The sequence below is a fragment of the Hyphomonas sp. CACIAM 19H1 genome, from assembly GCF_003325995.1.
Classification (GTDB): domain Bacteria; phylum Pseudomonadota; class Alphaproteobacteria; order Caulobacterales; family Hyphomonadaceae; genus Hyphomonas; species Hyphomonas polymorpha.
This window is the reverse complement of record NZ_CP016437.1, coordinates 2025918-2049862: the sequence shown is the minus strand read 5'-3', so window position 1 is coordinate 2049862 and position 23945 is coordinate 2025918. Positions and strand designations below refer to the sequence as shown.

26 protein-coding genes and 1 tRNA gene are annotated in these 23945 nt (G+C 63.1%); 18 read left to right on the top strand and 9 right to left on the bottom strand.

Annotation, left to right across the window (positions count from 1 at the left end):
* The first annotated feature begins 164 nt into the window (after positions 1 to 164).
* From BBF93_RS09620 to BBF93_RS09605, 4 genes are all read left to right on the top strand, one after another.
* On the top strand, positions 165 to 386 hold the full coding sequence (locus BBF93_RS09620) for a hypothetical protein (RefSeq protein WP_035596975.1): 222 nt from the start codon (positions 165 to 167) through the stop codon (positions 384 to 386).
* 447 nt (positions 387 to 833) lie between these two features.
* Positions 834 to 1832: a nitronate monooxygenase family protein gene (locus BBF93_RS09615; RefSeq protein WP_114105751.1), complete on the top strand. Its 999-nt coding sequence runs from the start codon at positions 834 to 836 to the stop codon at positions 1830 to 1832.
* A 210-nt stretch (positions 1833 to 2042) separates the two neighbouring features.
* Positions 2043 to 2456 carry a D-Ala-D-Ala carboxypeptidase family metallohydrolase gene (locus BBF93_RS09610; protein ID WP_114105750.1) on the top strand — a complete coding sequence of 138 codons (414 nt, stop codon included), beginning with the start codon at positions 2043 to 2045 and terminating at the stop codon, positions 2454 to 2456.
* On the top strand, positions 2453 to 2914 hold the full coding sequence (locus BBF93_RS09605) for a hypothetical protein (protein WP_114105749.1): 462 nt from the start codon (positions 2453 to 2455) through the stop codon (positions 2912 to 2914). Before BBF93_RS09610 ends, BBF93_RS09605 begins: the two co-directional genes overlap by 4 nt.
* Before the next feature lie 179 nt (positions 2915 to 3093).
* On the opposite strand, the gene map is transcribed toward BBF93_RS09605, so the two are convergent.
* Together map and BBF93_RS09595 are read right to left on the bottom strand one after the other, a co-directional pair.
* Complete coding sequence (gene map, locus BBF93_RS09600; RefSeq protein ID WP_114105748.1) at positions 3094 to 3885, bottom strand: type I methionyl aminopeptidase; 792 nt, start codon at positions 3883 to 3885, stop codon at positions 3094 to 3096.
* The gene (locus BBF93_RS09595; protein WP_035596984.1) at positions 3882 to 4094 is read right to left on the bottom strand and encodes a ParD-like family protein; all 213 of its coding nucleotides are present in this window, start codon (positions 4092 to 4094) and stop codon (positions 3882 to 3884) included. Before BBF93_RS09595 ends, map begins: the two co-directional genes overlap by 4 nt.
* A 121-nt stretch (positions 4095 to 4215) precedes the next feature.
* Here BBF93_RS09595 and BBF93_RS09590 point away from each other — a divergent pair, with 121 nt between their 5' ends.
* A complete protein-coding gene (locus tag BBF93_RS09590) occupies positions 4216 to 5580 on the top strand; it encodes an amidase family protein (RefSeq protein ID WP_114105747.1) in 1365 nt (454 codons plus the stop codon).
* Between the two features lie 145 nt (positions 5581 to 5725).
* On the opposite strand, the gene BBF93_RS09585 is transcribed toward BBF93_RS09590, so the two are convergent.
* A complete protein-coding gene (locus tag BBF93_RS09585; RefSeq protein WP_084324239.1) occupies positions 5726 to 6436 on the bottom strand; it encodes an FkbM family methyltransferase in 711 nt (236 codons plus the stop codon).
* Positions 6437 to 6815: 379 nt separating this feature from the next.
* Here BBF93_RS09585 and glpK point away from each other — a divergent pair, with 379 nt between their 5' ends.
* The 4 genes from glpK (at position 6816) to BBF93_RS09565 (ending at position 10271) form a co-directional block, all read left to right on the top strand.
* Complete coding sequence (glpK, locus tag BBF93_RS09580; RefSeq protein ID WP_114105746.1) at positions 6816 to 8297, top strand: glycerol kinase GlpK; 1482 nt, start codon at positions 6816 to 6818, stop codon at positions 8295 to 8297.
* A gap of 2 nt (positions 8298 to 8299) precedes the next feature.
* The gene (locus tag BBF93_RS09575; protein WP_035596989.1) at positions 8300 to 9622 is read left to right on the top strand and encodes an APC family permease; all 1323 of its coding nucleotides are present in this window, start codon (positions 8300 to 8302) and stop codon (positions 9620 to 9622) included.
* A 95-nt stretch (positions 9623 to 9717) separates the two neighbouring features.
* Complete coding sequence (locus tag BBF93_RS09570) at positions 9718 to 9948, top strand: hypothetical protein (RefSeq protein WP_035596992.1); 231 nt, start codon at positions 9718 to 9720, stop codon at positions 9946 to 9948.
* Complete coding sequence (locus tag BBF93_RS09565; protein ID WP_035596995.1) at positions 9948 to 10271, top strand: HPF/RaiA family ribosome-associated protein; 324 nt, start codon at positions 9948 to 9950, stop codon at positions 10269 to 10271. Before BBF93_RS09570 ends, BBF93_RS09565 begins: the two co-directional genes overlap by 1 nt.
* 76 nt (positions 10272 to 10347) lie before the next feature.
* Here the strand turns inward: BBF93_RS09565 and BBF93_RS09560 are convergent.
* Positions 10348 to 10422 (bottom strand) — tRNA-Thr (locus BBF93_RS09560).
* Between the two features lie 68 nt (positions 10423 to 10490).
* On the opposite strand from BBF93_RS09560, the gene BBF93_RS19680 reads away from it, so the two are divergent.
* The 3 genes from BBF93_RS19680 (at position 10491) to BBF93_RS09550 (ending at position 12735) form a co-directional block, all read left to right on the top strand.
* Positions 10491 to 10637: a hypothetical protein gene (locus BBF93_RS19680; protein ID WP_199285906.1), complete on the top strand. Its 147-nt coding sequence runs from the start codon at positions 10491 to 10493 to the stop codon at positions 10635 to 10637.
* Positions 10638 to 10739: 102 nt separating this feature from the next.
* A complete protein-coding gene (gene murA / locus BBF93_RS09555) occupies positions 10740 to 12020 on the top strand; it encodes a UDP-N-acetylglucosamine 1-carboxyvinyltransferase (RefSeq protein ID WP_035596998.1) in 1281 nt (426 codons plus the stop codon).
* A gap of 220 nt (positions 12021 to 12240) precedes the next feature.
* A complete protein-coding gene (locus BBF93_RS09550; RefSeq protein ID WP_084324240.1) occupies positions 12241 to 12735 on the top strand; it encodes a DUF2948 family protein in 495 nt (164 codons plus the stop codon).
* 112 nt (positions 12736 to 12847) lie between these two features.
* Here the strand turns inward: BBF93_RS09550 and BBF93_RS09545 are convergent, their stop codons facing one another.
* Positions 12848 to 13549: a dienelactone hydrolase family protein gene (locus BBF93_RS09545; protein WP_114105745.1), complete on the bottom strand. Its 702-nt coding sequence runs from the start codon at positions 13547 to 13549 to the stop codon at positions 12848 to 12850.
* A 141-nt stretch (positions 13550 to 13690) separates the two neighbouring features.
* Here BBF93_RS09545 and BBF93_RS19805 point away from each other — a divergent pair, with 141 nt between their 5' ends.
* Positions 13691 to 14512: a phasin family protein gene (locus BBF93_RS19805; protein WP_162786493.1), complete on the top strand. Its 822-nt coding sequence runs from the start codon at positions 13691 to 13693 to the stop codon at positions 14510 to 14512.
* Between the two features lie 184 nt (positions 14513 to 14696).
* On the opposite strand, the gene BBF93_RS09535 is transcribed toward BBF93_RS19805, so the two are convergent.
* A complete protein-coding gene (locus BBF93_RS09535; RefSeq protein WP_051612458.1) occupies positions 14697 to 15329 on the bottom strand; it encodes a TetR/AcrR family transcriptional regulator in 633 nt (210 codons plus the stop codon).
* 160 nt (positions 15330 to 15489) lie between these two features.
* On the opposite strand from BBF93_RS09535, the gene BBF93_RS09530 reads away from it, so the two are divergent.
* Together BBF93_RS09530 and BBF93_RS09525 are read left to right on the top strand one after the other, a co-directional pair.
* Entirely contained in the window at positions 15490 to 17178 is a 1689-nt protein-coding gene (locus tag BBF93_RS09530; protein WP_114105743.1) for an alpha/beta fold hydrolase, read from the top strand.
* Between the two features lie 179 nt (positions 17179 to 17357).
* Positions 17358 to 18197: an alpha/beta fold hydrolase gene (locus BBF93_RS09525; RefSeq protein WP_114105742.1), complete on the top strand. Its 840-nt coding sequence runs from the start codon at positions 17358 to 17360 to the stop codon at positions 18195 to 18197.
* A 1-nt stretch (position 18198) separates the two neighbouring features.
* Here BBF93_RS09525 and BBF93_RS09520 read toward each other — a convergent pair whose 3' ends face one another.
* Entirely contained in the window at positions 18199 to 19785 is a 1587-nt protein-coding gene (locus BBF93_RS09520) for an AMP-binding protein (RefSeq protein WP_114105741.1), read from the bottom strand.
* A gap of 163 nt (positions 19786 to 19948) precedes the next feature.
* On the opposite strand from BBF93_RS09520, the gene lipA reads away from it, so the two are divergent.
* From lipA to BBF93_RS09505, 3 genes are all read left to right on the top strand, one after another.
* Positions 19949 to 20920 carry a lipoyl synthase gene (lipA, locus tag BBF93_RS09515; protein ID WP_114107042.1) on the top strand — a complete coding sequence of 324 codons (972 nt, stop codon included), beginning with the start codon at positions 19949 to 19951 and terminating at the stop codon, positions 20918 to 20920.
* 3 nt (positions 20921 to 20923) lie between these two features.
* Positions 20924 to 21385, top strand: coding sequence for a type II toxin-antitoxin system RatA family toxin (locus tag BBF93_RS09510; protein ID WP_051612460.1), 462 nt, complete (start codon positions 20924 to 20926; stop codon positions 21383 to 21385).
* 328 nt (positions 21386 to 21713) lie between these two features.
* A complete protein-coding gene (locus BBF93_RS09505) occupies positions 21714 to 22112 on the top strand; it encodes a hypothetical protein (RefSeq protein ID WP_114105740.1) in 399 nt (132 codons plus the stop codon).
* Between the two features lie 288 nt (positions 22113 to 22400).
* Here BBF93_RS09505 and BBF93_RS09500 read toward each other — a convergent pair whose 3' ends face one another.
* Both BBF93_RS09500 and BBF93_RS09495 read right to left on the bottom strand, forming a co-directional pair.
* On the bottom strand, positions 22401 to 22892 hold the full coding sequence (locus BBF93_RS09500) for a CinA family protein (protein WP_035597015.1): 492 nt from the start codon (positions 22890 to 22892) through the stop codon (positions 22401 to 22403).
* Between the two features lie 21 nt (positions 22893 to 22913).
* Positions 22914 to 23699, bottom strand: coding sequence for an enoyl-CoA hydratase/isomerase family protein (locus BBF93_RS09495; RefSeq protein ID WP_114105739.1), 786 nt, complete (start codon positions 23697 to 23699; stop codon positions 22914 to 22916).
* Between the last annotated feature and the right edge of the window lie 246 nt (positions 23700 to 23945).

The following is a 23945-nucleotide window of genomic DNA, read 5'->3' as shown; positions in this document are numbered from 1 at the left end:
TGCATGGGCCTTCTGCATGGCAGCAATCTCGGCAAGGGCGGCGGCAGGCAACGCCGATTTCCACAGGTGGCCGGGGCCAGGTTGGCCGATTGTAATATTTCGGGGCTTGACCCTCTCCGCGCAAAATGCAAATGAGAATTAGTCGCAAGACGGAGACCGAGACCATGCTCAAGGCGTCGCCATTCTACCGCTCCTCCAGCGTTTCCTCCCATGCCGAGGTGCAACCGGCACAGCTTTGCGGCCAACCCGCAAATGATCATGGTCCCGGTCTCTTTCTCGACGCCCTGATCGCCGATGGCGATCCGGATGACCTGATTTCCCTCCTGCACCGGCAGGCGGCCTGGCGGGGCCTCCTGTCGCACGGCCACCCACCCTCTCACGGGTAGCCAAACTTCCGCGTAGTTCTGCTGGTGGATGTCTGCTTTCGTCGCTGACAGCACATCCACACCCTTCCGGTGCGTGGGAAGGGGCAGGCTCCGGTGCGGGCAGGGAAGCTCAGGTTTGCGCCAACTCTGTATCTGTAGAGCTGCTGAGCTCCGCCTTGACCACTCCTGACCCGAAAGGGCCGGGGTGGCTTTTTGCCAGGTGCCGGCAATCCGGAGGAGCGGCGAATCGCCAGCGCCCTGAACGAGCGTTAAGCTGAGTGCGACAATTGCATGTGATTTGACCCCGAAAATTGCGTCCCATATCGGATTGATATGGAAATTCGGGCCTGCGGAGCGGATTTTACAGCCGGAAATCAAGGCTCTCCTGGCCTTCCTCAAGGTCATGCTTGCCGCGACCTTCCGCACATATAAGTTCCTTCCCAGAACTATCGTGGGAGAAAACAACCGATGGCCGTGCCGCCTATTTTCAACAAGATGCGCCTGCCGGTGATCGCATCGCCGCTCTTCATCATTTCCGGACCGGAACTGGTCATCGCCCAGTGCAAGGCCGGCATCGTCGGCAGCTTCCCGGCGCTGAATGCGCGGCCCGGCCCTGTACTGCATGAATGGCTGGACCAGATCACAAACGAGCTTGGCGAGCACAATATCAAGCATCCGGACCGCCCGGCTGCGCCCTTCGCGGTTAACCAGATCGTCCACAAGACTAACAACCGCCTCGACCACGACATGGAAGCCTGCGTCAAATACAAGGTGCCGTTCGTGATCACCTCGCTGGGCGCGCGTCAGGATGTGAACGACGCCATCCATTCCTATGGCGGCATCGTCATGCATGATGTGATCGACACGCGCTTTGCGAAGAAGGCGTTGGAAAAGGGCGCCGATGGCCTCATCGCCGTCTGCACCGGCGCGGGTGGCCATGCCGGCGTGCTCTCGCCCTTCGCGCTGATTCAGGAAATCCGCGAATTCTTTGATGGCCCGCTGGCGCTGTCGGGCTCCATCGCAAATGGCGGGGCCATTGCCGCTGCTCTCGCGATGGGCGCAGACTTTGCCTATATGGGCTCGGCCTTCATCGCCTGCGACGAAGCCAACGCGATGGAAGGCTACAAGGATGCCATCGTGAATTATGGCGCCGAAGACATCGTCTATTCAAACCTCTTCACCGGCGTGCATGGTAACTATCTGCGCCCGTCCATCGTGGCGGCTGGGTTGGATCCGGACAATCTGCCGGAAAGCGATCCCTCCAAGATGAACTTCGGTTCCGGCGGCAACACCGAGGCCAAGGCCTGGAAGGACATCTGGGGCTGTGGCCAGGGTATTGGCGCGGTGAAAAAGCGTGGCCCTGTCAGCGATTATGTCGACCAGCTGGAGTGCGAGTATAACGATGCCCGCGCGGCGCTGGCCAAGGGCCGGGCTTTCTCGCGCACCTCGCCGGTGCCTGCCGAGTAAGCCGCGCTTCCCTTCCCGCAAACAGCAGCGCCCTGTCATCCCCATGACAGGGCGTGACTTTTTGAGGACAATTCCGGACAGGCCCGGACAGATCTGCGCCGCGCCGCTGGGGTACAGCGCTGGCCCTGTCCAACACGCTTCCTGCGACGGTCACAGGAAATCGGCCCCTTCGAATTCGCCGGGGTAGGGCGCGGGGGCACACTTCGCCCCATGTTATACGCATCTTACAGAGACGTTTCGCGCGCTGGCGGGCGCTGGCCCCACTTCACCCCTCAGGAGCTTGCCTGCCGGTGCGGCGGGCGCGGCTGCCGGGGCGCTTACTGGCATGACGCAGCCTTTCTCGACGCGCTCGAAGCCCTGCGCGCCGAAATGGGCCGTCCCCTGAAGATCAATTCCGGTCATCGCTGCGCCATCTGGAATGCCGTGGTCGGCGGCGTGCCGAATTCCCAGCACCGGCGCATTGCGGTGGACATTGCGTTTCAGAAGCATGACCGGCGGGCGATAGTGGCGGCGGCAGAGCGCCTCGGCTTCACTGGCATCGGCATTGCCAAATCCTTCCTGCATCTGGACCGGCGGGAGACGCCGGCGCGCTGGACCTATCCGGGGGCGGAGGATCTGTCATGAGCGACATCATCGGATTGGCGGCGAGCGCAGCGGGCGGCGGCGTGTTCGGCCTCGTGGGCACGGTCATCGGCCGCGTGGCAGGGCTGATCGAGCGGCGGCAGGACAACACCCAGGAACGCGCCCGCTGGGCCCATGACGCCGCGATGCAGGAAGCGCGGATGCGCGAGATGGCCGCGGCCACAGAAGCGCAGATCAAGCTCGCCGACGCTGCCGGCGCCTGGCGCGGCCTCGCCGCCTCGATGGAAGCCGAAGCCGCGATCGGAGACAGCTATCGCTGGGTGAACGCCGTCCGCGCGCTGACCCGGCCGCTGCTCACCCTGCTGCTCTGGATCATCACCGGCCTCGTCTATCTCGGCGCCAGCGCCGAAGCCCGCATGGGCATCGTCGAAACCGCCACCTTCGCGGCGACCGCAGCCACGCTTTGGTGGTTCGGGGATCGGGGGGTGAAGGGGCGGTGAGGGAGATTTCTCCTGCGCCTCCCTTCTATCGTCACACTCTATGGCCAAAGGCCATCTGAGCCCATCTCGCGCTCTCTGCTGTGGTGAACGGGAGAGCGCAGGAGATAGGCTCTCAGACCGGCTGCGCCGGTCGAGAGTGACGAGGTCGGCGTTGTGAGTGTGGCGGGTTACGCCTTCGGCTAACCCGCCCTACGGGCCGCTTCCCTCACCAGATGCGCCTCTTCCGGCCTCAGCGTCAGCACATCCACCCCGCGCTCTGTCACAGCCACCGTATGCTCGAACTGCGCCGAAAGTTTTCCGTCTTCGGTGCGCACGGTCCAGCCATCCTCTTCTGTGTACGAACTGCGTTTGCCTTCATTGACCATCGGCTCGATCGTGAAGGTCATGCCGGGGCGCAGGCGGAGGCCGGTGCCGGGCTTGCCGAAGTGGAGCACCGAGGGCTCCTCATGCATTTCGCGGCCGATGCCGTGGCCGCAATAGTCGCGGACAATCGTGTATCCGGCCTGCTTCGCATGGCGCTCGATGGCGTGGCCAACGTCGCCCAGCGTGGCGCCGGGGCGGACGGCGCGGATGCCCTTCCACATGGCTTCATAAGTGGTGCGCACCAGGCGGCGGGCGGGCGTGGCCACGGTGCCGATCATGTAGGTCTTGCTGGAGTCGGCGATATAGCCATTCTTCTCCAGCGTGATGTCAAAGTTCACGATGTCGCCCTCGCGCAGGATATCCTTTGCGGAAGGAATGCCGTGGCAGATCACATCGTTCACGGATGAATTAAGAACGTATTCAAAGCCATACTGGCCAAGGCTGGCGGGGCGGGATTTGAGATCTTCGCGGATGAAGCGCTCCACCCGGTCGTTCACCTCCAGCGTATTCATGCCAATCAGAGACATCTGGTCGATCAGCCCGAACACCGAGGCGAGCAGGCGCCCCGACTCCGCCATCAGCGCCAGTTCTTCTGCGCTCTTGATCATGCCGCGTGCGCGCGCAGGGGATCAGGCGTGACGCCGGCAGCCGCCATCTCCCGCTGCACGATCTCGTTGAAGGAAAGGGTGGGGTTCATCTCGGCCAGCTTGCCGATGCGGATCCACCAGGCGGCCTGCGCATTGATCGAGCGGCAGGAAACCGCGCTCGCCTTGCGCACCTGATCGTGCAGATCGTCTTCTATATTCACGATGCCCATGGTGGCCTCACTATCTGGAATATATATGGTTCGTATATGTTTCAGATGCGCCGCGCAAGCGGGCATATGCGTTGAGCTTCTCTGCCCCCGTGCTAGGCTCGCCCGCAACAGGGAGGACGATATGGCCGCAAAGACGAGTTCCGATCTCGCAAAAGCGGGCGCGCTGGAAACGGCAGAGGCCGTGCGCGCCGGAGAGATTTCCGCGCTGGAGGCGGCCGAGGCGGCCATCGCGCGCATCGAGGCCGTGGACGGGGCCATCAACGCCGTAGTGGTGCGCGATTTCGAGCGGGCGCGGGCGGCGGCAAAAGCGCTGGACGCCAGCCGCAAGCCCGGCGATCCGCGCCGCTTCCTGGGCGTGCCGATGACTGTGAAGGAATCCAATGACGTGGCGGGCCTGTCCTCCACCTGGGGCTTTGAGCAGTTCAAGGATCTGAACGCGGCGCGGGACGCTGTGGTGGTTGAGCGCCTGAAGGCGGAAGGCGCGATCATCCTTGGAAAGACGAATGTGCCCGTGGCCTTGGGAGACTGGCAGAGCGTTAACCCCATCTATGGGCGCACGGTAAACCCGTTTGACCATGCCCGCTCGCCCGGCGGCTCCTCCGGCGGGGCGGCGGCGGCGCTGGCCACCGGAATGGTGCCGCTGGAGATCGGATCGGACATTGGCGGCTCCATCCGCTTTCCGGCGCATATGTGCGGCGTGTTCGGGCACAAGCCCAGCTATGGCATCGTGCCCCAGCGCGGGCATCTTTTCCCCGGGACGGATGGGGGTGATGCGCCCCTCGCCGTGGTCGGGCCGATGGCGCGGAACGTAGGCGATCTTGTGGCGGCGCTGGATGTGATCGCCGGGCCTGAAGAAGGCAGTGGATACCGGCTGGACCTGCCGGAAGCGCGGGCCGGAAGGCTCAAGGATTTCCGCGTGCGCGTGATTGCCGAAATGCCGGGCGTGCCGGTAGACGGGGATACGCGCGCGGGGCTTGCGGGGCTGGTGAGCGCGCTGCGCGCAGAAGGCGTGACCGTGAGCGAGGAAACGGCCGGTATGCCAGACCTCGCTGAAATGGTGCCTACCTATGTGCGCATGCTGATGACTGTGATTTCGCGCGGAGACCCGGCAGCGGCGCCGATCAGCGCGCATGACTGGATGAACCTTCAGGACTATCAACTCGCCATCACCCGGCAATGGGCCGCCTTCTTCGAGGGTGTGGACATTCTCCTCTCGCCGGCCTTCTCCACGCCCGCCTTTCCGCACAAGGAAGAACCGGACTGGAGCAAGCGGACCATAGACATTGATAGGGCAGTGCTGCCCTATGGCTCGCAGCTTGCCTGGGCCGCGATTGCTACGTTCGCCGGTCTGCCCTCAACCTGTGTGCCCGTCGCCAAGAGCGCCGGCGGCCTGCCCATCGGTTTCCAGCTGATCGGCGCGCCCTATGGAGACCGCGCCACGCTGCAATTCGCGTCGCTGCTGGAAGCGGCGGGGCTGACAGTCTAAACCAGCGCGTGAACAGCAGGGAAACGCGAGACGTCATTCTCGCCCAGAAACGCGTAGCGCTGCGCTATCCGCAGGATGGTTGGGTGTGCTTGGCGAGGGGTCATATCCTGCGCCGTGGGCGTGCCGGTGCCTTAAGCGCTACGCATCAATTTCCAAACAAACGGGCCCAGAAAGATTTCTTTTCCGGTTCTGGAAGAGTGAGGGGAGTGACGACCTCAAGCTTGCTCGCTTCGCAGACTTCCATGAAAAATGGAAGTTTTTCTGGTGGCACGAATGCGTGGTTCCAGCTTTGTGGATCAAAGGCGGGATAGAAGCTCTGAATGGCCATATCCGGTCTCAGGCGGAAATCCAGATAGCCGCTGTCTGCCAGAAACTGTGCAAGCTTTTCGAAATTTGCGATGTGAAGAATCTCGATCAGGATGATAGGCCGATCTTTCTGCACCATCTTCATGGCGCCGGCCAGGAAGGTGGCTTCGTGTCCTTCAATGTCCGCTTTGACGAGGGAAATTTTCGGCAGCTCGATATCGTCGAGTGGTATCCGCTCAATCTGGATTTTGCTCTTGGGGCCATCGCCCCATTCGGGTTCCAGCGAGGCGCTTGTTTCGAGCATTCCATGGCTGGCGTCAGGCAGATACAGCGTGACTTCTCCCCGTTCATCACTCAGCGCGACTTCGTGCAGCCGGACACGGTCCTGAATTTGATTGGCGAGTACGTTATCCTCAAATACCCTGATGATGGGCTCGTAAGGTTCAAAGGCGTGGACAATGCAGTCATTTCGCGCGCTGGCCGCGAGCACTGTGTAGAGTCCGGTGTTGGCGCCGACATCCAGAAATGCCCCGTCCAGTCGGGCCATCATTTCAATGACGAGTATAGGCAGGGGCGACTCATACGCGCCAGTGCGAATGGCATTGGCGACCTGATCCCGGCCATCTGCTTCAGCAATGAAGAAGTTTCGTCCGGCAAACTCTACTGCGACCGCGCCCTTATTTTATGCCTCAATTAGATTTTGACAGATGAAATCAGAACTGATTCTCTTTCTGATGGATTTTATAGAGCACAGGCAACCGCACGCTCTCAAGAAAATTCTGCAATCGCAAAGCAGTGCAGCTGTATTCCCGGGCGTTTGTCGTCGGCCGCCAGGTTACTCGTGTGCTGTGTATTAAAAGCGGCACTCAAACGACTCGCTTGCGGGTGGCTGGCTGGGTGCTAGGCTTTGCTCAAAAAAGGCAGGGCGAATGAGCGATTTTATTCTCGTCATGGATGAGGGCACGACCTCCACACGGGCCATCGTGTATGACCGCGATTTCCGCGAGGTGGCCCTCGCCCAGGAAGAGGTGGCGCTCGGCTATCCCCAGGATGGCTGGGTGGAGCAGGATGGCGAGGAGATCTGGACGCGCACGCTGTCGGTCTGCCGCGCGGTGATCGCCAAGGCGGGCGGGGCGGCGCGCATCGCCGCCATCGGCATCACCAATCAGCGGGAAACCACGCTCGTCTGGGACCGGAAGACCGGCAAGCCGCTCGCCCCGGCCATCATCTGGCAGGACCGGCGCACGGCGGCCTTCTGCGACGGGCTGAAAGAGAAAGGCTATGAAGCCGATGTTCAGGCCGAAACCGGCCTGCTGCTGGACCCCTACTTCTCCGGCACCAAGATCAACTGGGTACTGAGCAATGTGCCCGGCGCGCGGGAAAGGGCAGAGGCTGGAGACCTCGCCTTCGGCACAATCGACAGCTTCCTGCTCTGGCGCCTGACGGGCGGAAAGGTCCACGCCACCGATGTCACCAACGCCTCGCGCACGCTGCTTTACCGGCTGGGCCTTGGCGGGGAGGGCGGCTGGAGCCCGGCAATGGCCGCGATGATGGGCGTGCCCCAGTCGCTTCTGCCCGAAGTGAAGCCCAGCGCGGCGGATTTCGGCATGGCCGAGGCGGCGCTGTTTGGCCGGGAGATTCCGGTGGCCTCGATCCTCGGAGACCAGCAATCAGCGCTCGTGGGGCAGGGCTGCCTGAAGCCCGGCCAGGCAAAGATCACCTTCGGCACCGGTGCCTTCCTGGTCGCCAATACCGGCGCGGCGCGGCCCGTCTCGGAAAACCGCCTGCTGGGCACGGTAGGCTATGAACTGCCGGGCGGCGCAGCGATGGCGCTGGAAGGCTCCATCTTCAATGCGGGCACGGTCATCAAATGGCTGCGCGATGATCTGGGGCTTATTCAGAGGGCGGACGAAAGCGCAGCGGCCGCCGCCAGCCTGAAGGATAATGGCGGGGTCTATATGGTGCCGGCCTTCACGGGCCTCGGCGCGCCGCACTGGAATGCAGAGGCGCGCGGCCTCATCGCGGGGCTGACGCGCGCGGCCACAGCGGCACATCTCGTGCGTGCAGGGCTGGAATCGGTTGCCTACCAGACACACGATCTGCTCGCCGCCTTCGCTGGTGACGGCGCCCCGATTGCGGAACTGCGCGTCGATGGCGGCATGGTGGGGAATGACTGGCTGATGCAGTTCCTGGCCGATATCTGCGCGCTCCCCGTTCTGCGGCCCGACTATCGCGAGATGACGGCGCTCGGCGCAGCGGCAGCGGCGGCGATGCAGATCGGCTGGCTGAGCGCGGCAGACTGGGCCGCCCGCGAAGTGCCAGGCAAACGCTTCGAGCCCCGCATGGACACCGCCGCCCGCGAGAGCCTCCTGAAAGGGTGGCAGGCCGCCCTTCACCGCGCGTTGACCTGAGAATGGCAGCGCCTGCGCCGTCCTCCCCGACCCGCAATCTGACAACGCGGTATATCGTGGTAGTGACCATCGCGATGGTTGTGGGCGCGGGCATATTCAAATCCCCGGCGCTGGTGGCGGCCAATGCGGGGTCGGAAGCGGCGGTCTACCTGCTCTGGATCGCCGGCGGGCTCATCTCTCTGATGGGCGCGCTCTGCTATTCGGAACTTGCCGCCGCCTTTCCCCATGCGGGCGGGGACTATCATTTCCTTGAGCGGGCCTGGGGGCGGCACTTCGCCTTCCTCTTCGCCTGGGCGCGCCTCGCAGTCATCAATACCGGCGCCATAGCGCTGCTCGGTTTCGTGATCGGCGACTATATGAACCGCGTGATCGATCTCGGCCCCCACGGCCCGGCGATCTATGCCTTCGCCAGCGTCATCGGCCTCACAGCCCTGAAATTGCGGCCTGCAGGGGAGGCGAGCGATAGCAGCCTTGTCATTATACTGATCATAGGTCTTCTGGTGCTGGTGGCGGCCGGCGTCAAGATTGCCCTTCAGGGCACTCCGCCGCTTGCGCCGGGATCGCCCTACATGCCCGGCCTGGGCGGCATCGGCTATGGCCTCGTCTTCGTGCTGCTGGCCTTTGGCGGGTGGACGGAATCGGCCACCCTTTCGGCGGAGGTGAAAGATGCCCAGCGCGGCATGGTGCGCGGCCTGGTGATCGCCATTGTCCTCATCACCGGGCTTTATCTGCTGACGGCCTGGGCCATGCTGCGCGGCCTGGGGCTGGATGGTCTTTCCGGCGCGTCTGCCCCCGCAGCAGACCTGATGGCCCTCGCCTTCGGGGAAAAGGCCGGCGTCATCCTCGCCCTCGCCGTTGTCGCGGCGGCGGCCACCTCGGTCAACGCCACCATCCTCGTGGGCGCGCGCACCACCTATGCCGCCGCCGCGCGCTTGCCCGCCCTCTCATGGATCGGCCGCTGGGACGAACAAGCCCGCAGCCCGCGCAACGCCATTCTGGCGCAGGGCATCATCTCCCTTCTGCTCGTCGGCTTTGGCGCGGCCTATCGCGGCTTTGAAACGCTGGTGGATTATACCGCGCCGGTCTACTGGGTGTTCCTGATCGCCAGCGGCGCCGCGCTCATCCGTCTACGCATGAAAGAGCCTGCAGCAGAACGGCCTTTCCGCGTGCCGCTCTATCCGCTGCTGCCGCTGCTGTTCATCCTCACCAGTTCGGCAATGCTGGTTTCGGCGGTGCTCTATGTGCAGGGCGGGGCCTTCTTCGGCCTCGGCGTGCTGATTGTGGGGCTGGCTGTGCTGCCGCTGCTTGGCAGGCAGCGCGTCTGAAGCGTGCGTAACCGCGGGAACCCCGCCGCGCCTCCCGCGTTGCCTTTACAGTGACCGCCACAAGGGCGGCATGACGCCAAAACGGGAGGCACTGCATGAGCAACTCCAGTTCATCCGGAAAAGACGAAAAAACCCAGGCCGATCACGCCCGCCACGCGCTTGAGCTGAAACAGAAGGCTGAGCGCGAGCGCGAAACCCAGACGCCCGAATCCCGCACGGCTGGCGAAGGCCAGATCCACGAAGCGCGCGCCGATGAGCCGCCCATGGGCGCGCTGGACGCGGAAGGCCATCGCCCGGTTCTCGAACGCAGCCGGAAGGTGCGCTGATGGATTTCCAGTTCAATACCGGTAACAAGGTGGACGGTGACGCGCGCATGGAAGCGCATTTCGAAACCCGCTTCCGCGAGCGGCTGGAGCGGTTCAAGCCGCGCCTCTCCCGCATCGAAGTGCATGTCCGCGATACGGACGGCACCCGCCGCGAAGGACCAGACGGCATCGAAGCGGTGATCGAAGCGCGGCCCTATAATGGCGATCCGCTGACCGCCAGCGACCGCGCCGCCACCCCCGAAGAGGCCGTGGGCTCCGCCCTGCAAAAACTGGTCGCCCGCCTGGACGCCACCTTCGGCAAGGCAGACCGCGTGCGGAAGTAAGAATTCCACAGCCCCTGAAAACGCAAATGCCCGGTTCCTGAAGGACCGGGCATTTCGCATTTCAATGTGGAAGGGCTGGTGCCACCTGAGAGAATTGAACTCTCGACCTCATCATTACCAATGATGCGCTCTACCCCTGAGCTAAGGCGGCATTGCCGGTTGGGTTCCGGGGCTTTAGCGTAAGCCTGCCGATATGAAAAGACCATTTTGCCGCTGAATATGACAGACAATTCGAAGAAAACCGAACAGCAGGAGCGCGAGGCCCGCCGGGCCGAGGCGCTGCGGGCGAATCTGCGCCGCCGCAAGGCTGCCGCGCGCAAGGAAGGGGCCGCTGCCCCACCCAAATCCGGCGATTCTGGCGGGTGAGACCCCGGCCCGAACACGCGGCGCCATAAATCTGCGCCTAAAACGCATTTCCCTTCACAATCCGGCCCTTACAAAGCCGCGAAGCACGGTATATCTGCCGCCATGGATCGTCTTCACATCATTGGCGGCAGCCCCCTGAGCGGCCGCATTCCCGTCTCCGGCGCGAAAAACTCGGCGCTGAAGCTCATGGTCGCCTGCCTGCTGACCGATCAGCCGGTGGAATTCACCAACATGCCGAATCTGGCGGACACGCGATTCCTGGCGCAGCTGCTGGAAACGCTGGGGGTGGAGGTTTACTGGCCCAAGGGCTCGTCCACCTGCCATCTCAACGCGGCGGAGCTGAAATCCACCATCGCGCCCTATGAACAGGTGCGGAAGATGCGGGCGAGCTTCAATGTGCTCGGGCCGCTGGTGGCGCGCTCGGGCCATGCCACGGTGTCGCTGCCCGGTGGCTGCGCGATTGGTGCGCGGCCGGTGGACCTGCACCTCCAGGCGCTGGAAGCCATGGGCGCAGACCTGCGGGTGGAGCAGGGCTATGTGAAGGCCGCCGCCATCCACGGCCTGAAGGGCGCGCATATCAACTTTTCCACAGTTTCCGTCGGCGCGACGGAGCATGCCATGCTCGCCGCCACGCTGGCCAAGGGCGAAACCATCCTGGAGAACGCCGCGCGCGAGCCGGAGATTGAGGATCTCGCCCACTGCCTCAACACTATGGGCGCGCAGATCACCGGGGCAGGCACGCCCATCATCCGTATCAAGGGCGCCGAATCGCTGAAAGGCACCACCTATCCCGTGATGCCGGACAGGATCGAGGCGGGCACCTTCGCCATGGCCGCCGCCGCCGCCGGCGGGGATGTCACGCTGGAAGGCGCGCCCGTGGCTGCCCTCGGCGCGATGATCGCCAAGCTGCGCGAAGCGGGCGTAACGGTCGACGCCGATGAGGCCGCCGCCACCCTCCGCATCCGCCGCAATGGCACGCCGCTGAAAGCTGTCAGCCTGTCCACCCAGCCCCATCCCGGCTTCCCGACAGACCTGCAGGCCCAGTTCATGGCGCTGATGACGCTGGCAAACGGGACGAGCATCATCCGCGAGACGATCTTCGAAAACCGCTTCATGCACGCCCCGGAGCTGGCGCGTCTCGGCGCAGACATCACCGTGCGCGGCCAGGAAGCGGTAGTGAAGGGTGTCGCCCAGCTCACCGGCGCGCCCGTGATGGCGACAGATTTGCGCGCCTCGGTCTCCCTCGTCATCGCCGGCCTCGCCGCCCAGGGCGAAACCATCGTCAACCGCATCTACCACCTCGACCGGGGCTTTGAGCGCCTGGAAGAAAAGCTGGGCAATTGCGGCGCAAGGATTGAGCGGCGGTCCGGGGAAGAAGAGTGATCTTTCCACATGGCGCGACGTCCACCCCTCTCCCTTGGGCTTGCGATGAAAAGAAATCGCACTGCGATTTCCCGAGCAAGGGCTGGGGGTGAGGGAGAGCGACCTGTAAGCATTGCGAGTCGTAGAGGCGTTGTGCCCCCTCATCCCCAACCCCTTCTCCCGGAGGAGAAGGGGCTTCATGGCCGCATGTTTCCGTTGAGGTTCCCCGCCGAATGCGGCAATGAACAAATTCAAGGCCAAAGTTCCGCTGGGAGAACCGATGACCGACCCCAAACCCCTCCGCCTCTTCACCGAAGAAGCCGAAGACCTGAAGATCATCGCGGCTGCCGTGCAGGATTCGGTCGTGAAGGCCGGGAACCTGAAATACGAGCAGAAACACCGCCGCTTCAGCCTGGAGATCAATCGCTATCGCTGGGAAACCGCGCCCACCCGCAAGGGCCAGCCGGGCGAGCGCGTGCGCTCCATCCTTGGCTTTGATGGCGTGATGGCGGTGAAAACGCGCGGCATCACCAAGGCCGATCCCGAGCTGATCCTCTCCCTGCTGAACATCGAGTTCGCGCCCGACGCCGAGCCGCCGGGCGGCAAGGTCACGCTGCTCTTTGCCGGTGATGGCGAGCTTGAGCTGACCGTGGAAGCGGTCGACGCAACCCTGCTCGACAGCGACTATGTGTGGCCCACCCGCAACCTGCCGAGCCACGAGCGCCGCAAACGCTAGGGGCAGGGCACCGCCGCCGCTGGCGTCCCCCCAAAAAAACCGGCCAAGAAAAAAGGCGGAAAGCCCAAATGGGTTTTCCGCCTTTTCCGTATCCGGACTATCCGGTGAAGGATCAGCCGAAGAGTTCGGCCAGGAACGTCTTCAGATAGGCAAAGCTGCGCCGGTCGGCGTCCGCGTTATACATCGTGCCCATTTCGGCGTTGTTGGCGCCCACAGTCGTGAACGAGTGGTAGGAATGGCCGTGCACATGCGCCTGCCAGTCTGCGCCGGCAAACTCCTTGGAGATCGCCAGGAAATCTTCCGGCGTCGCCATCGGGTCCAGCCAGCCATGCTCGATCAGAACCTTCGCCTTGATCTTTGGCTGCGGAATATTCTCCGCCGGGCGGAAAAGGCCGTGGAAGGACGCCACGCCCAGCACGTCCTGGTTCGCCCGCGCCATGTCCAGCACGCACAGCCCGCCAAAGCAGAAGCCGATGGCGGCTGCCTTCGCGCCGTCTACGCCGTCCTGAGCTTTCGCCGCCGCCAGTCCGCCCGCAAGCCGCTTCTGCAGCTCGGCCCGGTCGCCCACCAGCGGGTTCATCAGCGCCTGGCACTGTTCCACGGTCTCGCCGCGCTTGCCCTTGCCGTAAACATCGATGGCGAAGGCCGCATAGCCGAACTCTTTCGCCACGATGGCGGCCTTCTGCTTCTCATTGTCGGTCAGCCCGCCCCAGGCATGGGCGATCACCACCACAGGGGCGTTCGTCTTGCCTTCGGGTTTCACCAGCCAGCCTTCATAGGTCTTGCCGTCCACCTGGTAATCAACTGCGCTCATGGGAGGTCTCCTCTGATTGTCTGCCCCAGTGGATAGAGGGCTTCCCCAGCGGGATTCAAGCGCTGGGCCGCGATTAGTATGCGCTTTCTAGACTTTTTCCCTACATCCGGCGTCATAGACCAAGCCGCCAGGGAGATACTCATGGCTAAGAAGACCACCAAAACTGCCGCCCGCGCCAAAGCTCAGGCCGCTGGCAAGGCAATCGAGGCCCAATCCACCGAGATGGCCTACAAGATCTGGCTCGCCGGCGTCGGCGCCTATGGCAAAGCCTACGACTCCGCCCTTGCCGGCGCGACCGTCGTGAACAAGCAGTCTGCCGAAGTGTTCGAAGATCTCGTCAAGCGCGGCGCTGAAATCGAGCACGACGTCCGCGCCCGCCTCGCTGGCAATGAAGGCTTCACCAAAGCCTCCGGCAATGTCGCCAAGGCGGTCGAAACCGCCCGCGAATTCCAGTCGAAAGCTCAGACCCAGTTTGAAGCCCGCATGGAGCGCATGCGCGACCTGCTCGGCGTCAAAGGCCTCGGCACGGCCCGTGAAGCCTTCGCCCGCCGCGTCGACAAGCTGGAAGACGAAGTCGCCAGCGTCACCGCCAAGGCCCGCACCAAGGCCAGCGACCTGCACCTGAAAGAGCGTATCGCCCGTCTCACTGCCGAGATCGAAGCGGTCGCCACCGAAACCGGCGCAGACGTTGCCAAGACGGCCAAACGCGTCGCCACCCGCGCTTCCAAGGCCGTCAAGGCTGCCATGGAGCCGATCGAAGCCGAAGTTGCCGACGATCTGACGCAGATCACCGGTGTCGGCCCGGCCATGGCGAAGAAACTGAACGAAGCTGGCATCACCCGCTTTGCACAGATCGCCGCCATGAAGAAAGCCGAACTCGAAGCGCTCGACGTTCAGATCGGCGCCCGTGGCCGCGTGCTGAAGGGCGACTGGGCGAAACAGGCAAAAGCCCTCGCCAGCTAAACGCTTTTGGGCAAGAGGCGGAGGAGCGCGCCTTCTCCGCCGTCTTCCCGGAATTGCCGCAGGCAATGTCCGGGACCCAGAGCCTCAGGAAAGCTGGATCCCGGTCTTTGTGCCTTCGGCCCAAAACCGGGAAGACGGGAGGATGGTGCCGGGCCATTGGCTGGCGAAGGTCAACCCGTCCGGGTCAGGACTTTGTTTCCTCGAAATGACGGATCATGCCGCTTAGCGCGGCAGGCCCCGCCGCGCCCATATAGGGCACGATGAGGCACATCACCTGGAACACAGTATTGTGGATCAGGGCAGGGCCGTCATGCGCTTCCTTTGCCAGGGCATCACCGGCCAGCCAGAAGGTCAGTGTGGTGATGATCTGCTGGGTCAGGGGCGGCTTCAGGCGCGGATCAATGTCGATCACGCCGAGCCGCGCCAAGTCGTCAAGGATGCGCTGGATGGTGGCCCGTTTCTCCGCACTCAACGCGCGGAAGCGGCCTGCCAGGTCGGGGTAGCGGGACATCATCCCCGCAAGATCCCGGTAGAAGAAACGGAAGTCGTATATCTCTTCCAGCAGGATGTAGATGTAGACCCAGTTGTCCTCGATCGAGGCAACACCCCCGCTGGAGCCGCGCAGGATAACGCGCATCTCCTCTTCAAACCGGTCATAAAGGGCCCGGATGATCGCATCCTTGCCCTTGAAATGATAATAGAGGTTGCCGGGGCTTATCTCCAGCGCATTGGCGACATCTACAGAAGACAGCTGCGCCTCGCCCTCTTCATTGAAGAGAAGCAGGCTCACCTGAAGGATACGGTCGCGCGTTTTCATGGCCAGTGAAGCAGTTTGACAGAGAAAACTGACTGTGAAACGAATTTTATCATAAACTTCACCGTGTTCTCTTTCAGGAAAAGAAAGGGATCATGGTTAAAATCCGGCGGCTGGGTCAGAAACCCGGTGACAGTCCGGAAGATCTTGGGGAGGAATAGACGTGACGTCACCGAAAGACGAAATCGCCCGTAATGCGGCTGAAAATACGGCAGCGTTGAACCCGCTGCTGGGCGGCTTCAACCGCCAGGAACTGCTCGGCGCTGTCGCCATGATGCTGCGCTCGACCATGACCAACCCGGTCACCACCGCAAGGATGGTCAGCAAGATCACCAGCGAGAACACCGAAATCATTCTCGGCAAGTCCAAGCGCGAGGCCGACAAGAAAGACCGCCGCTTCAAGGATCCCGCCTGGGAGCATAACCCCTTCTACAAGCGCGGCATGCAGTCTTACCTCGCCACGCAGGAACACCTCCACAACTGGGTCAACGAGATCCAGATGGGCGAGCTGGAACAGGCCCGTGCCAAATTCGTGATGGGCATGATCACCGATGCCATCGCGCCAACGAACACCCTTGTGGGCAATCCCGCCGCTGCCAAGCGCGTGGTCGATTCCGGCGGCTTGTCGCTGCTGAAGGGCATGAAAAACCTCTATGAGGATCTCACCAAGAATGGCGGCTTGCCCGCGCAGGTCGACAAGCGCCCCTTCAAGGTCGGCGAAAACCTCGCCATTTCGAAAGGGCAGGTGGTCTGGAAGAATGAGATGCTGGAGCTGATCCAGTATGCCCCGCTCACCGAGAAGGTCCACAAGACCCCCATCCTGATCATCCCCCCACAGATCAACAAATTCTACGCGATGGACCTGACGCCGATGACGTCAATGGTCCAGTTCCTGCTGGCCATGGAACAGCAAACCTTCGTGATCTCCTGGCGCAACCCCACGAAAAAGCACAAGGATTGGGGCCTTGGCGACTATATCGACAGCCTGATCCAGGCCAGCGAAGTCGTCCGCAAGATCACCAAATCGCCAAAGCTCAACGTCTCCGGCGCCTGCTCGGGCGGCATCACCACCGCCACCTTCGCCAGCCTTCTGGCAGCGGCAGGCGACAAGCGCATCAACTCGCTCACCTTCATGGTCTGCGTGCTGAACCCTCAGAGGGACGACAGCGACATCGGCCAGATTGTGTCGGATGGCAGCCTCGAAATCGCACGGAAGTATTCAAAGTCGCGCGGCATCCTGAAGGGCGATGATCTTGCCCGCATGTTCGCCTGGATGCGCCCGAATGACCTCATCTGGAACTATGTGGTGAACAATTACCTTATGGGCGAAGATCCTCCGCCCTATGACGTTCTCTTCTGGAACAACGACACCACGAATCTTCCCGCGGCTCTGCATTCGGACTATCTCGACGTGGCCCTGAACCAGCCCTTCGACAATCCGGGCAAGGTGGAAGTGGCCGGCCATATGGCAGACCTCAGCAAGGTCACGGCAGATGCTTTCGTCGTGGCCGGTGTCACAGACCACATCACGCCTTGGAAAGCCTGTTACCGTACGCCCGCGCTGCTCGGCTCGAAGAATGTCGAATTCATCCTCTCCTCCAGCGGACACCTCCAGTCCCTGATCAATCCGCCGGGCAATCCGAAGGCGAAGTATTTCCGTGGCAAGGAAATCAAGCCGACGGCGGATGAATGGGCGGCCAGCGCCGAAGAACAGTCCGGCTCCTGGTGGCCGCTCTGGGGCCAGTGGCTGAAAGAGCGCTCCGGCCCGCTGAAAGCTGCACCCAAAGAGCTTGGAAACGAAGCCTTCCCCCCCATCTATGCAGCGCCGGGCCGCTACGTCTTCAACGACTAGAGATAGGCAAAAATGACCCCGCGCCCGTGCATCGGACGGCTCATCCTGAGCGAAGTCGAAGGAGGAGCCGGGGCCCGTCTCAGCCTTCCTTTTACTTCGCTCAGGATGCGCTGCGGTCTACCTTGCGCCGCTGCTGAGCGCCTATGGAAATCAGAAACCGGCAGGAATAGGTAAGTCTGATGGTATCGAACGTCCGCACCCCCCTTATCACGATGGAAGATGTCGATGGCGTCCTCCTGCGGGTCGCCCATTGGCCGGTGGAAGGGCAGGGCGCTGGCCGCCCGCTCGTCTTCTTCAACGGCATCGGCGCCAATCTGGAGCTGGCAAGCGGCCTGGGAGACATGTTCCCGGACCGGGAAATCCTCACCCTCGATGTTCCCGGCGTCGGCGGCAGCCCGGTCACCCAATGGCCTTACCGCCACTGGATGCTCGCCCGCTGGATTCGCAAGCTGGTGGACCGTTACGGCATCGACGAGATGGACGTGATGGGCGTTTCCTGGGGCGGCGCGCTGGCCCAGCAGTTTGCCTTCCAGTATCGCAGCCGCGTCAAGCGCCTCATCCTCTGCGCCACCACGGCCGGCGTCACCATGATCCCCGGCCGCCCGGCCTCCCTGTCGAAGATGGTTGATACGCGACGCTATTCCGATCCCGAATTCATGCGCGAGAATTTCGCCAAACTCTATGGCGACGCCGCCGATGGCGCTGCTGGTGGCCATATCGACAGTCTCATGCCGCCAGATCCCAAAGGCTATCTCTACCAGATGCTCGCCTTCGCGGGCTGGTCCAGCCTGCCTTTCATCCGTTTCCTGAGGATGCCGGCGCTCGTCATCATGGGCGACGCCGATACCATCGTGCCGCTGGCCAATGGCCACATCCTGAACTTCGCCCTACCGGATGCGCGCCTTGAAGTGATCGAAGGCGGCGGCCACCTCTTCCTGGTCACCCGCGCAGACGAAACCGCCGCGATTATCCAGGGCTTCCTGGATGAAGGCAAAGCTGTGCTGAGCGACGCGGCGTAGTTCAGTCGTTCATCAACCGCTCGGCCTCGATCCGCACCGCGCCATAATCCACCTTGCCGGTGCCCAGTACCGGAATGGCATCTACACGGAACACCCGGCGCGGCACGGAAATTTCCGGAACGCCGTGGTTCTGCGCCCAGGTGAGGATCGGATCGCGCGTCGCCCCCGGCGCATCGGTCAGCAGGATCACCTGCTCACCCTTCTTCGGGTCGGGCAGGGTCACGGCGGCGTGCATATTGTCCGGCCACACGGCAGCCGCGCAATTCTCCACCACCGCCAGCGACACCATCTCCCCGCCGATCTTGGCAAACCGCTTCACCCGGCCAAGGATACGGATAAACCCGTCCTCGTCGATGTTCACGATGTCGCCAGTGTCATGCCAGCCATCGATCAGCCGCTCGATCACGCCGGGATTGGTCGCGCGCACATAGCCCATCATCACATTGGGCCCGCGGATGTGCAGGCGCCCGCCATCGGGAATGCCGTCCACCGGCACCAGCTTGGTTTCCATCTCGGCCATCAGAACACCCACCGTGCCCGGACGGTTATCCTCCCATTTGTTGGCGGCCGCCACAGGCGAGCTTTCCGTCACGCCATAGCCTTCCAGGATCTCGATATTGAACTTCCGGCGCACATAATTGCGCGTCTCGTCCTTCACGCGCTCCGCGCCGCACACCGCCAGGCGAATGCTGTCGAGATCGCCGTCGCCAGCCGTGCGCGCATATTGCGAAATGAAGGTATCCGTCGCCAGCATAAGGGTCGCCTTGCTCTCCCGGATACGCCGCACGATTTCCTTGGGCTGCAGCGGGGAAGGGTGGAACAGCACCTTGATGCCCGCCACCAGCGGCAACATCGCGCCCACCGTCAGGCCAAAGCAGTGAAACGTCGGCAAGGGATTGAACAGAACATCCGTGTCCGGACCAAGACCGATATGCGCGCGCACCTGCTCGACATTCGCCATCACATTCTCATGGCTGAGCACCACGCCCTTGGGCTCGCCCTCGGTGCCGGAGGTAAAGAGGATCACGCCCGGCTTCTTGTGGCTCGGCCCCGCCGCCACCAGCCCCGGCAGCAGCATCCCCGCCACCGCCGACAGCTTGTTGCTGAGCGACAGGGTCTCCCGCACATCCTCCAGATAGACAATCTCTGCCACCGTGGAGAGATCGGCCACCAGTGCGTCCAGCCCGCCCAGCTCCACGAATTTGTGCGCCGTCACGATCCGCGAAACCTTGGCCGCCTTCAGCGCCGCCTTGAGGTTTTTCGATCCGGCGGTGAAGTTCAGCATCGCGGGCACGCGGCCATAGGCCGACAGGGCATAGAAGGCGATCACCGATCCGGCGCCCGAGGGCAGCATGATGGCCACAGCCTCGCCCTTCTTCGTGCCCTTCTTCAGCGCCGAGCCGAGCGCGAAGGCGCCCTTGATGATGTCCTTGTAGGTCAGCTCCCGCTCGTCCCCGTCAACAAGGATCACCTTGTTCCCGCCAAACTCGCGCGAGGCGCGAATAAGCGCGGAGAATACGTCAGTCCGGGTGCGCTGCGGCTTATAGTCAAGCGGTGCGGGCACCAGTGGCTGGATGGATTGCTGCATAGGTTTCCGCCCTGAATCGCTACGGTCTCTGCCGATTTGTGTAATATTCTGTCATGTTGCGTCATATCTGCAACAGTTATTGCCAGTGTCCAGCCGCCGGTGCATGGGTCGTCTGCACAGGGTTCCGCTTGATGGAATCGAGCAGAAGGGCCATTTTCCGGCCATGGCCAACCTCATCGACACCCGCACCGGCGCCCCGCGTCCCCGCCACCCCGAAAAGCAGGCGCGTCCTGATACGCCCGTGCTGCGCAAGCCGGACTGGATCCGGGTCAAGGCGCCCACCTCCGAGGGCTATGCCGAGACGCGCAATATCGTGAAGTCGAAGGGCCTCGTCACCGTCTGCGAGGAGGCTGGCTGTCCCAATATCGGCGAGTGCTGGGACAAGAAGCACGCCACCATGATGATCCTGGGCGAGGTCTGCACCCGCGCCTGTTCCTTCTGCAACGTCGCCACCGGCAAGCCAAAACCCGGCGTGGATGAGGACGAGCCCCGCCGCGTGGCTGAGGCCGTGGCCGAAATGGGCCTCTCCCATGTCGTCATCACCTCGGTGGACCGGGACGATCTGGAAGACGGCGGCGCCATGCACTTCGTCAACACGATCAACGCCATCCGCGCCGCCGCGCCGAACACGACCATCGAAATCCTCACGCCGGATTTCCTGCGCAAGGATGGCTGGGAAAACCGCGTCATTGATGCAAAGCCGGATGTGTTCAACCACAATCTGGAAACCGTTCCGCGCCTCTATCTCTCCATCCGCCCCGGCGCGCGCTATTTCCATTCCCTCCGTCTGCTGCAGAAAGTGAAGGACCGCGATCCCTCCCAATTCACCAAGTCCGGTCTCATGGTCGGCCTCGGCGAAACCAAGGAAGAGGTGATGCAGGTGATGGACGACATGCGCTCGGCTGGCGTCGATTTCATCACCATCGGCCAGTATCTTCAGCCTACGCGCAAACATGCCGCGATTGACCGCTTCGTGCCGCCCGAAGAATTCAAGGCCTATGAAGAGATCGCCCGCGCCAAGGGCTTCCTCATGGTCTCGGCCAGCCCGCTGACGCGCTCCAGCCACCATGCGGGGGAAGACTTCACCCAGCTGCGCGCCGCCCGCGAAGCCTGGCTCGCCGCCCGCAAGGCATAAGGCGTGCCGCGTTTCACCAAGACGATGCGGGTGCCTTACGGGCCGGAGCAGTGCTTTGCTCTGGTCTCCGATATTGCCCGCTATCCGGACTTTATAAAGTGGATCACCGCCCTGCGCGTGTCGGACCAGCGCGCCGCCGGGCCCGGCGTGAACGAATGCTTGGGAGAGGTGGTCGTCGGCTTCAAAGGCTTCACCGAGCGCTTCACCACCCGCGTCGTTGCCGATGAACCCGCCGCCCGCGTCACCGCCTCCCTCGTGCGCGGCCCGTTCCGCAAACTCTTCGCCGAATGGCGCATCACCGAAAGCGTCGCGGGCGCGTCAGACGTGTCCCTCGAAATCAATTACGAGTTCCGAAACCCCGTTATCGCCTTCCTCGCTGCCGCCAATCATGATCTGGCGGTCGACCGTATCCTGAGCGCTTTCCTGGAAGAAGCGAGGCGGCGGTATTCCACTCCATCGGCTTGACACCCCTTAACCCCTCTCCCGCGAAGTAGGAGAGGCTGCGGAGGACCAGCGTTTGCACTGCAAACGCCCGGAGCAGGCCATCGCAAAGCGATTGGAGGTGAGGGTCTTCCACCCCGCCCATCCTTCGACTTCGCTCAGGATGAGCTTCTCTGGCACAGCGTTTTTTGAGCTCATCCTGAGCGAAGTCGAAGGATAGAGCGGGCCCGCAACACCTATCCCCCAAATCCCGCCCCCTCCGCGTCCAAAATCCCCAATCCCCTCAACGCCTTAAAAATAAATCCCGCAAACCTTGTCCACCCCCTCCCGCGCCGGGCGTATCCTCCGTCCCATGATGAGTATCGCCCGTCTCAGCAAGGAACCAGCGCTCGCGGAGTATTTCGCGCTCGTGCATCCGTTCTTCTGGTGGGTGTTCGTCTGGCAGATGCGGATCGCCGCAAAACACGTCCAGGCCGCCGGCCGCACGGGCGCGCTCATCCGCATCAGCTGGTGGGGGAGGGTCCGAATCGAATATCTCGGCGACCAGAGGCCCGATCCTTCCGCCTACAGACCAGCAGAACCCACACGCAAAGCGTGGGATGATCCAAGTTGGTCCTCGGCGATCCCGATCGACCTTCTCCCCAAGGCGCGACTTCTTTTCTGCCCCCGCACGCGCGGGGGAAGTGGCAGGGCGCTCAGCGCCCTGACGAAGGGGGCCTGCGCCCTCTCGGCCACCGCCGACACCTCCTAGCACCCACAATCCCCCGAATTCAGCCCAAAACACCGGCCAGCCCCCGCTGCGTCCGGCCAAAACTGCTGCGTGAAACAAAACCCTGCGCTCTTGTCTTCGTCACACTCGACGGGCGCAGCCCGTCTGAGTGCCCATCTCCAGCCTCATCCCCACGCGCATGCTGAATTTTCAGATGATGGGCCCTCAGATGCGCTTGCGCGCATCGAGGGTGACGAGTGGGGATAGTTCCGGGCACGAAATGGCGGGAAGGAACGCCTTGCGCGATGCGTTAAACCCCAGCATTTCAGCCTACCGCGTCTGCGCCTGGATCAAATTCAGCGCCGCTTCCACCGCCGCCAGCCGGATCGCGTCGCGGCCAATGTCGCCCAGTTGCAACATCTCGTGCAGCACGGCCCGGTTCTCCCGCGCGCAGGCAAGGTGAACGGTGCCCACCGGTTTCATCCGTGTACCGCCTCCCGGCCCGGCCACCCCGGTGATCGAGACGGCAATGTTCGCCCGGCTGTTGGCAAGGGCGCCCTCCGCCATCATCCGCGCCACCGGCTCGGAGACGGCGCCAAAGTCGGCCAGCACATCGCCAGGCACGCCCAGCATCTCTTCCTTGGCCTTGTTGGAATAGGTCACAAAGCCCCGCTCCACCACGGTGGACGAGCCGGGTATCTCCGTCAGCAGCGCGGCGACAAGGCCGCCGGTACAGCTTTCGGCGGTGGCGATTTTCAGGCGGGCGCGCTCGGCATCGTCGAGCACCAGCATGGCGAGGTTGCGAAGGCGATCTGGAAACATGAAACCCTGTCTAGCGCCCGATCAGTTGCCCGTGAAGACCGGCTTTCGCTTCTCGATGAAGGCGGCGGCGCTTTCCTTCGCGTCGGCGGTCTGCATCAGGCGGCGGATTTCGGTGATCGCCCATTTGCCGGTGTCGCGCCAGTCCGGGTCTAGCGTCCGGCGCAGGCCAGCCTTCAGCGACCGCACCGCCTGAGGCGGGTTCGCCGCAATCTTCTCGGCCAGCGCCAGCGCCGTCGGCATCAGCTCCTCAGGCTTCACCACCCGGCTGACGAGCCCAATCGCCTTCGCCTCGGCCGCGTCGATTACATCCCCGGTAAACAGCAGCTCGCTCGCCTTTTCCCGGCCCACCAGCTGCGCCAGCCGCCCCAGCCCCGGCGCGTCGCAGCAAAGCCCCCGCGTCACGAAAATCTCGCCGATCTTCGCCGTGTCAGACATCACCCGCATGTCCGCCATGATCGCCAGCTCCGCGCCCCAGCCAAGCGCAAAGCCATTGATCGCCGCGATCACCGGAATATCCGTATGCAGAAGGGCGTCTGCCGCGGGGGTCAGCCCGCCGGTCTCCTTCGCCTTGGCCGCCCGCTCAGGCGTCACCGGCGCGCCCTTGGAGAGGATCTTCTTCACATCATCCCCGGCGCAGAACGCCCGTGTGCCAGACCCCGTAATCACAATCGCCCGCGCATCCGAGGTGCGCACCGCCTGCTCCAGCGCGTCATACAGCTCATAGTCGAGCGAATTCATCGCCTCAGGCCGGTTCAGCGTCAGCACGGTCACATGCCCCCGCTTCTCGGTGATCAGAATATCGTCCATGCCTTCCTCCCGGTCTTCTTTTGCCGGGGAAGCTCTCATGAAGGCGGGGCGTTGAAAATAATGCCGCGAGGTAAGGGCAGGGCACCCACCTATGTGTGTTCGTCACCCTCGATGCGCGCCAGCGCATCTGAGGGCCCATCTCCGGAACGCTCCGTCAGATCAAGCGGCAATGGCGAGAGCTAGGCTCCCAGATGACCTGCGGCCATCGGGCGTGACGAAACAAGAGGATTGGAGCGCGTGGCCCTT

Excerpts from the sequence above, each read along its gene's own strand:
- BBF93_RS09620 (WP_035596975.1), top strand. The coding sequence starts at position 165 with ATGCTCAAGGCGTCGCCATTCTACCGCTCCTCCAGCGTTTCCTCCCAT.
- BBF93_RS09615 (WP_114105751.1), top strand. The coding sequence starts at position 834 with ATGGCCGTGCCGCCTATTTTCAACAAGATGCGCCTGCCGGTGATCGCA.
- BBF93_RS09610 (WP_114105750.1), top strand. The coding sequence starts at position 2,043 with ATGTTATACGCATCTTACAGAGACGTTTCGCGCGCTGGCGGGCGCTGG.
- BBF93_RS09605 (WP_114105749.1), top strand. The coding sequence starts at position 2,453 with ATGAGCGACATCATCGGATTGGCGGCGAGCGCAGCGGGCGGCGGCGTG.
- map (WP_114105748.1), bottom strand. The coding sequence starts at position 3,885 with ATGATCAAGAGCGCAGAAGAACTGGCGCTGATGGCGGAGTCGGGGCGC.
- BBF93_RS09595 (WP_035596984.1), bottom strand. The coding sequence starts at position 4,094 with ATGGGCATCGTGAATATAGAAGACGATCTGCACGATCAGGTGCGCAAG.
- BBF93_RS09590 (WP_114105747.1), top strand. The coding sequence starts at position 4,216 with ATGGCCGCAAAGACGAGTTCCGATCTCGCAAAAGCGGGCGCGCTGGAA.
- BBF93_RS09585 (WP_084324239.1), bottom strand. The coding sequence starts at position 6,436 with ATGATGGCCCGACTGGACGGGGCATTTCTGGATGTCGGCGCCAACACC.
- glpK (WP_114105746.1), top strand. The coding sequence starts at position 6,816 with ATGAGCGATTTTATTCTCGTCATGGATGAGGGCACGACCTCCACACGG.
- BBF93_RS09575 (WP_035596989.1), top strand. The coding sequence starts at position 8,300 with ATGGCAGCGCCTGCGCCGTCCTCCCCGACCCGCAATCTGACAACGCGG.
- BBF93_RS09570 (WP_035596992.1), top strand. The coding sequence starts at position 9,718 with ATGAGCAACTCCAGTTCATCCGGAAAAGACGAAAAAACCCAGGCCGAT.
- BBF93_RS09565 (WP_035596995.1), top strand. The coding sequence starts at position 9,948 with ATGGATTTCCAGTTCAATACCGGTAACAAGGTGGACGGTGACGCGCGC.
- BBF93_RS19680 (WP_199285906.1), top strand. The coding sequence starts at position 10,491 with ATGACAGACAATTCGAAGAAAACCGAACAGCAGGAGCGCGAGGCCCGC.
- murA (WP_035596998.1), top strand. The coding sequence starts at position 10,740 with ATGGATCGTCTTCACATCATTGGCGGCAGCCCCCTGAGCGGCCGCATT.
- BBF93_RS09550 (WP_084324240.1), top strand. The coding sequence starts at position 12,241 with ATGAACAAATTCAAGGCCAAAGTTCCGCTGGGAGAACCGATGACCGAC.
- BBF93_RS09545 (WP_114105745.1), bottom strand. The coding sequence starts at position 13,549 with ATGAGCGCAGTTGATTACCAGGTGGACGGCAAGACCTATGAAGGCTGG.
- BBF93_RS19805 (WP_162786493.1), top strand. The coding sequence starts at position 13,691 with ATGGCTAAGAAGACCACCAAAACTGCCGCCCGCGCCAAAGCTCAGGCC.
- BBF93_RS09535 (WP_051612458.1), bottom strand. The coding sequence starts at position 15,329 with ATGAAAACGCGCGACCGTATCCTTCAGGTGAGCCTGCTTCTCTTCAAT.
- BBF93_RS09525 (WP_114105742.1), top strand. The coding sequence starts at position 17,358 with ATGGTATCGAACGTCCGCACCCCCCTTATCACGATGGAAGATGTCGAT.
- BBF93_RS09520 (WP_114105741.1), bottom strand. The coding sequence starts at position 19,785 with ATGCAGCAATCCATCCAGCCACTGGTGCCCGCACCGCTTGACTATAAG.
- lipA (WP_114107042.1), top strand. The coding sequence starts at position 19,949 with ATGGCCAACCTCATCGACACCCGCACCGGCGCCCCGCGTCCCCGCCAC.
- BBF93_RS09505 (WP_114105740.1), top strand. The coding sequence starts at position 21,714 with ATGATGAGTATCGCCCGTCTCAGCAAGGAACCAGCGCTCGCGGAGTAT.
- BBF93_RS09500 (WP_035597015.1), bottom strand. The coding sequence starts at position 22,892 with ATGTTTCCAGATCGCCTTCGCAACCTCGCCATGCTGGTGCTCGACGAT.
- BBF93_RS09495 (WP_114105739.1), bottom strand. The coding sequence starts at position 23,699 with ATGGACGATATTCTGATCACCGAGAAGCGGGGGCATGTGACCGTGCTG.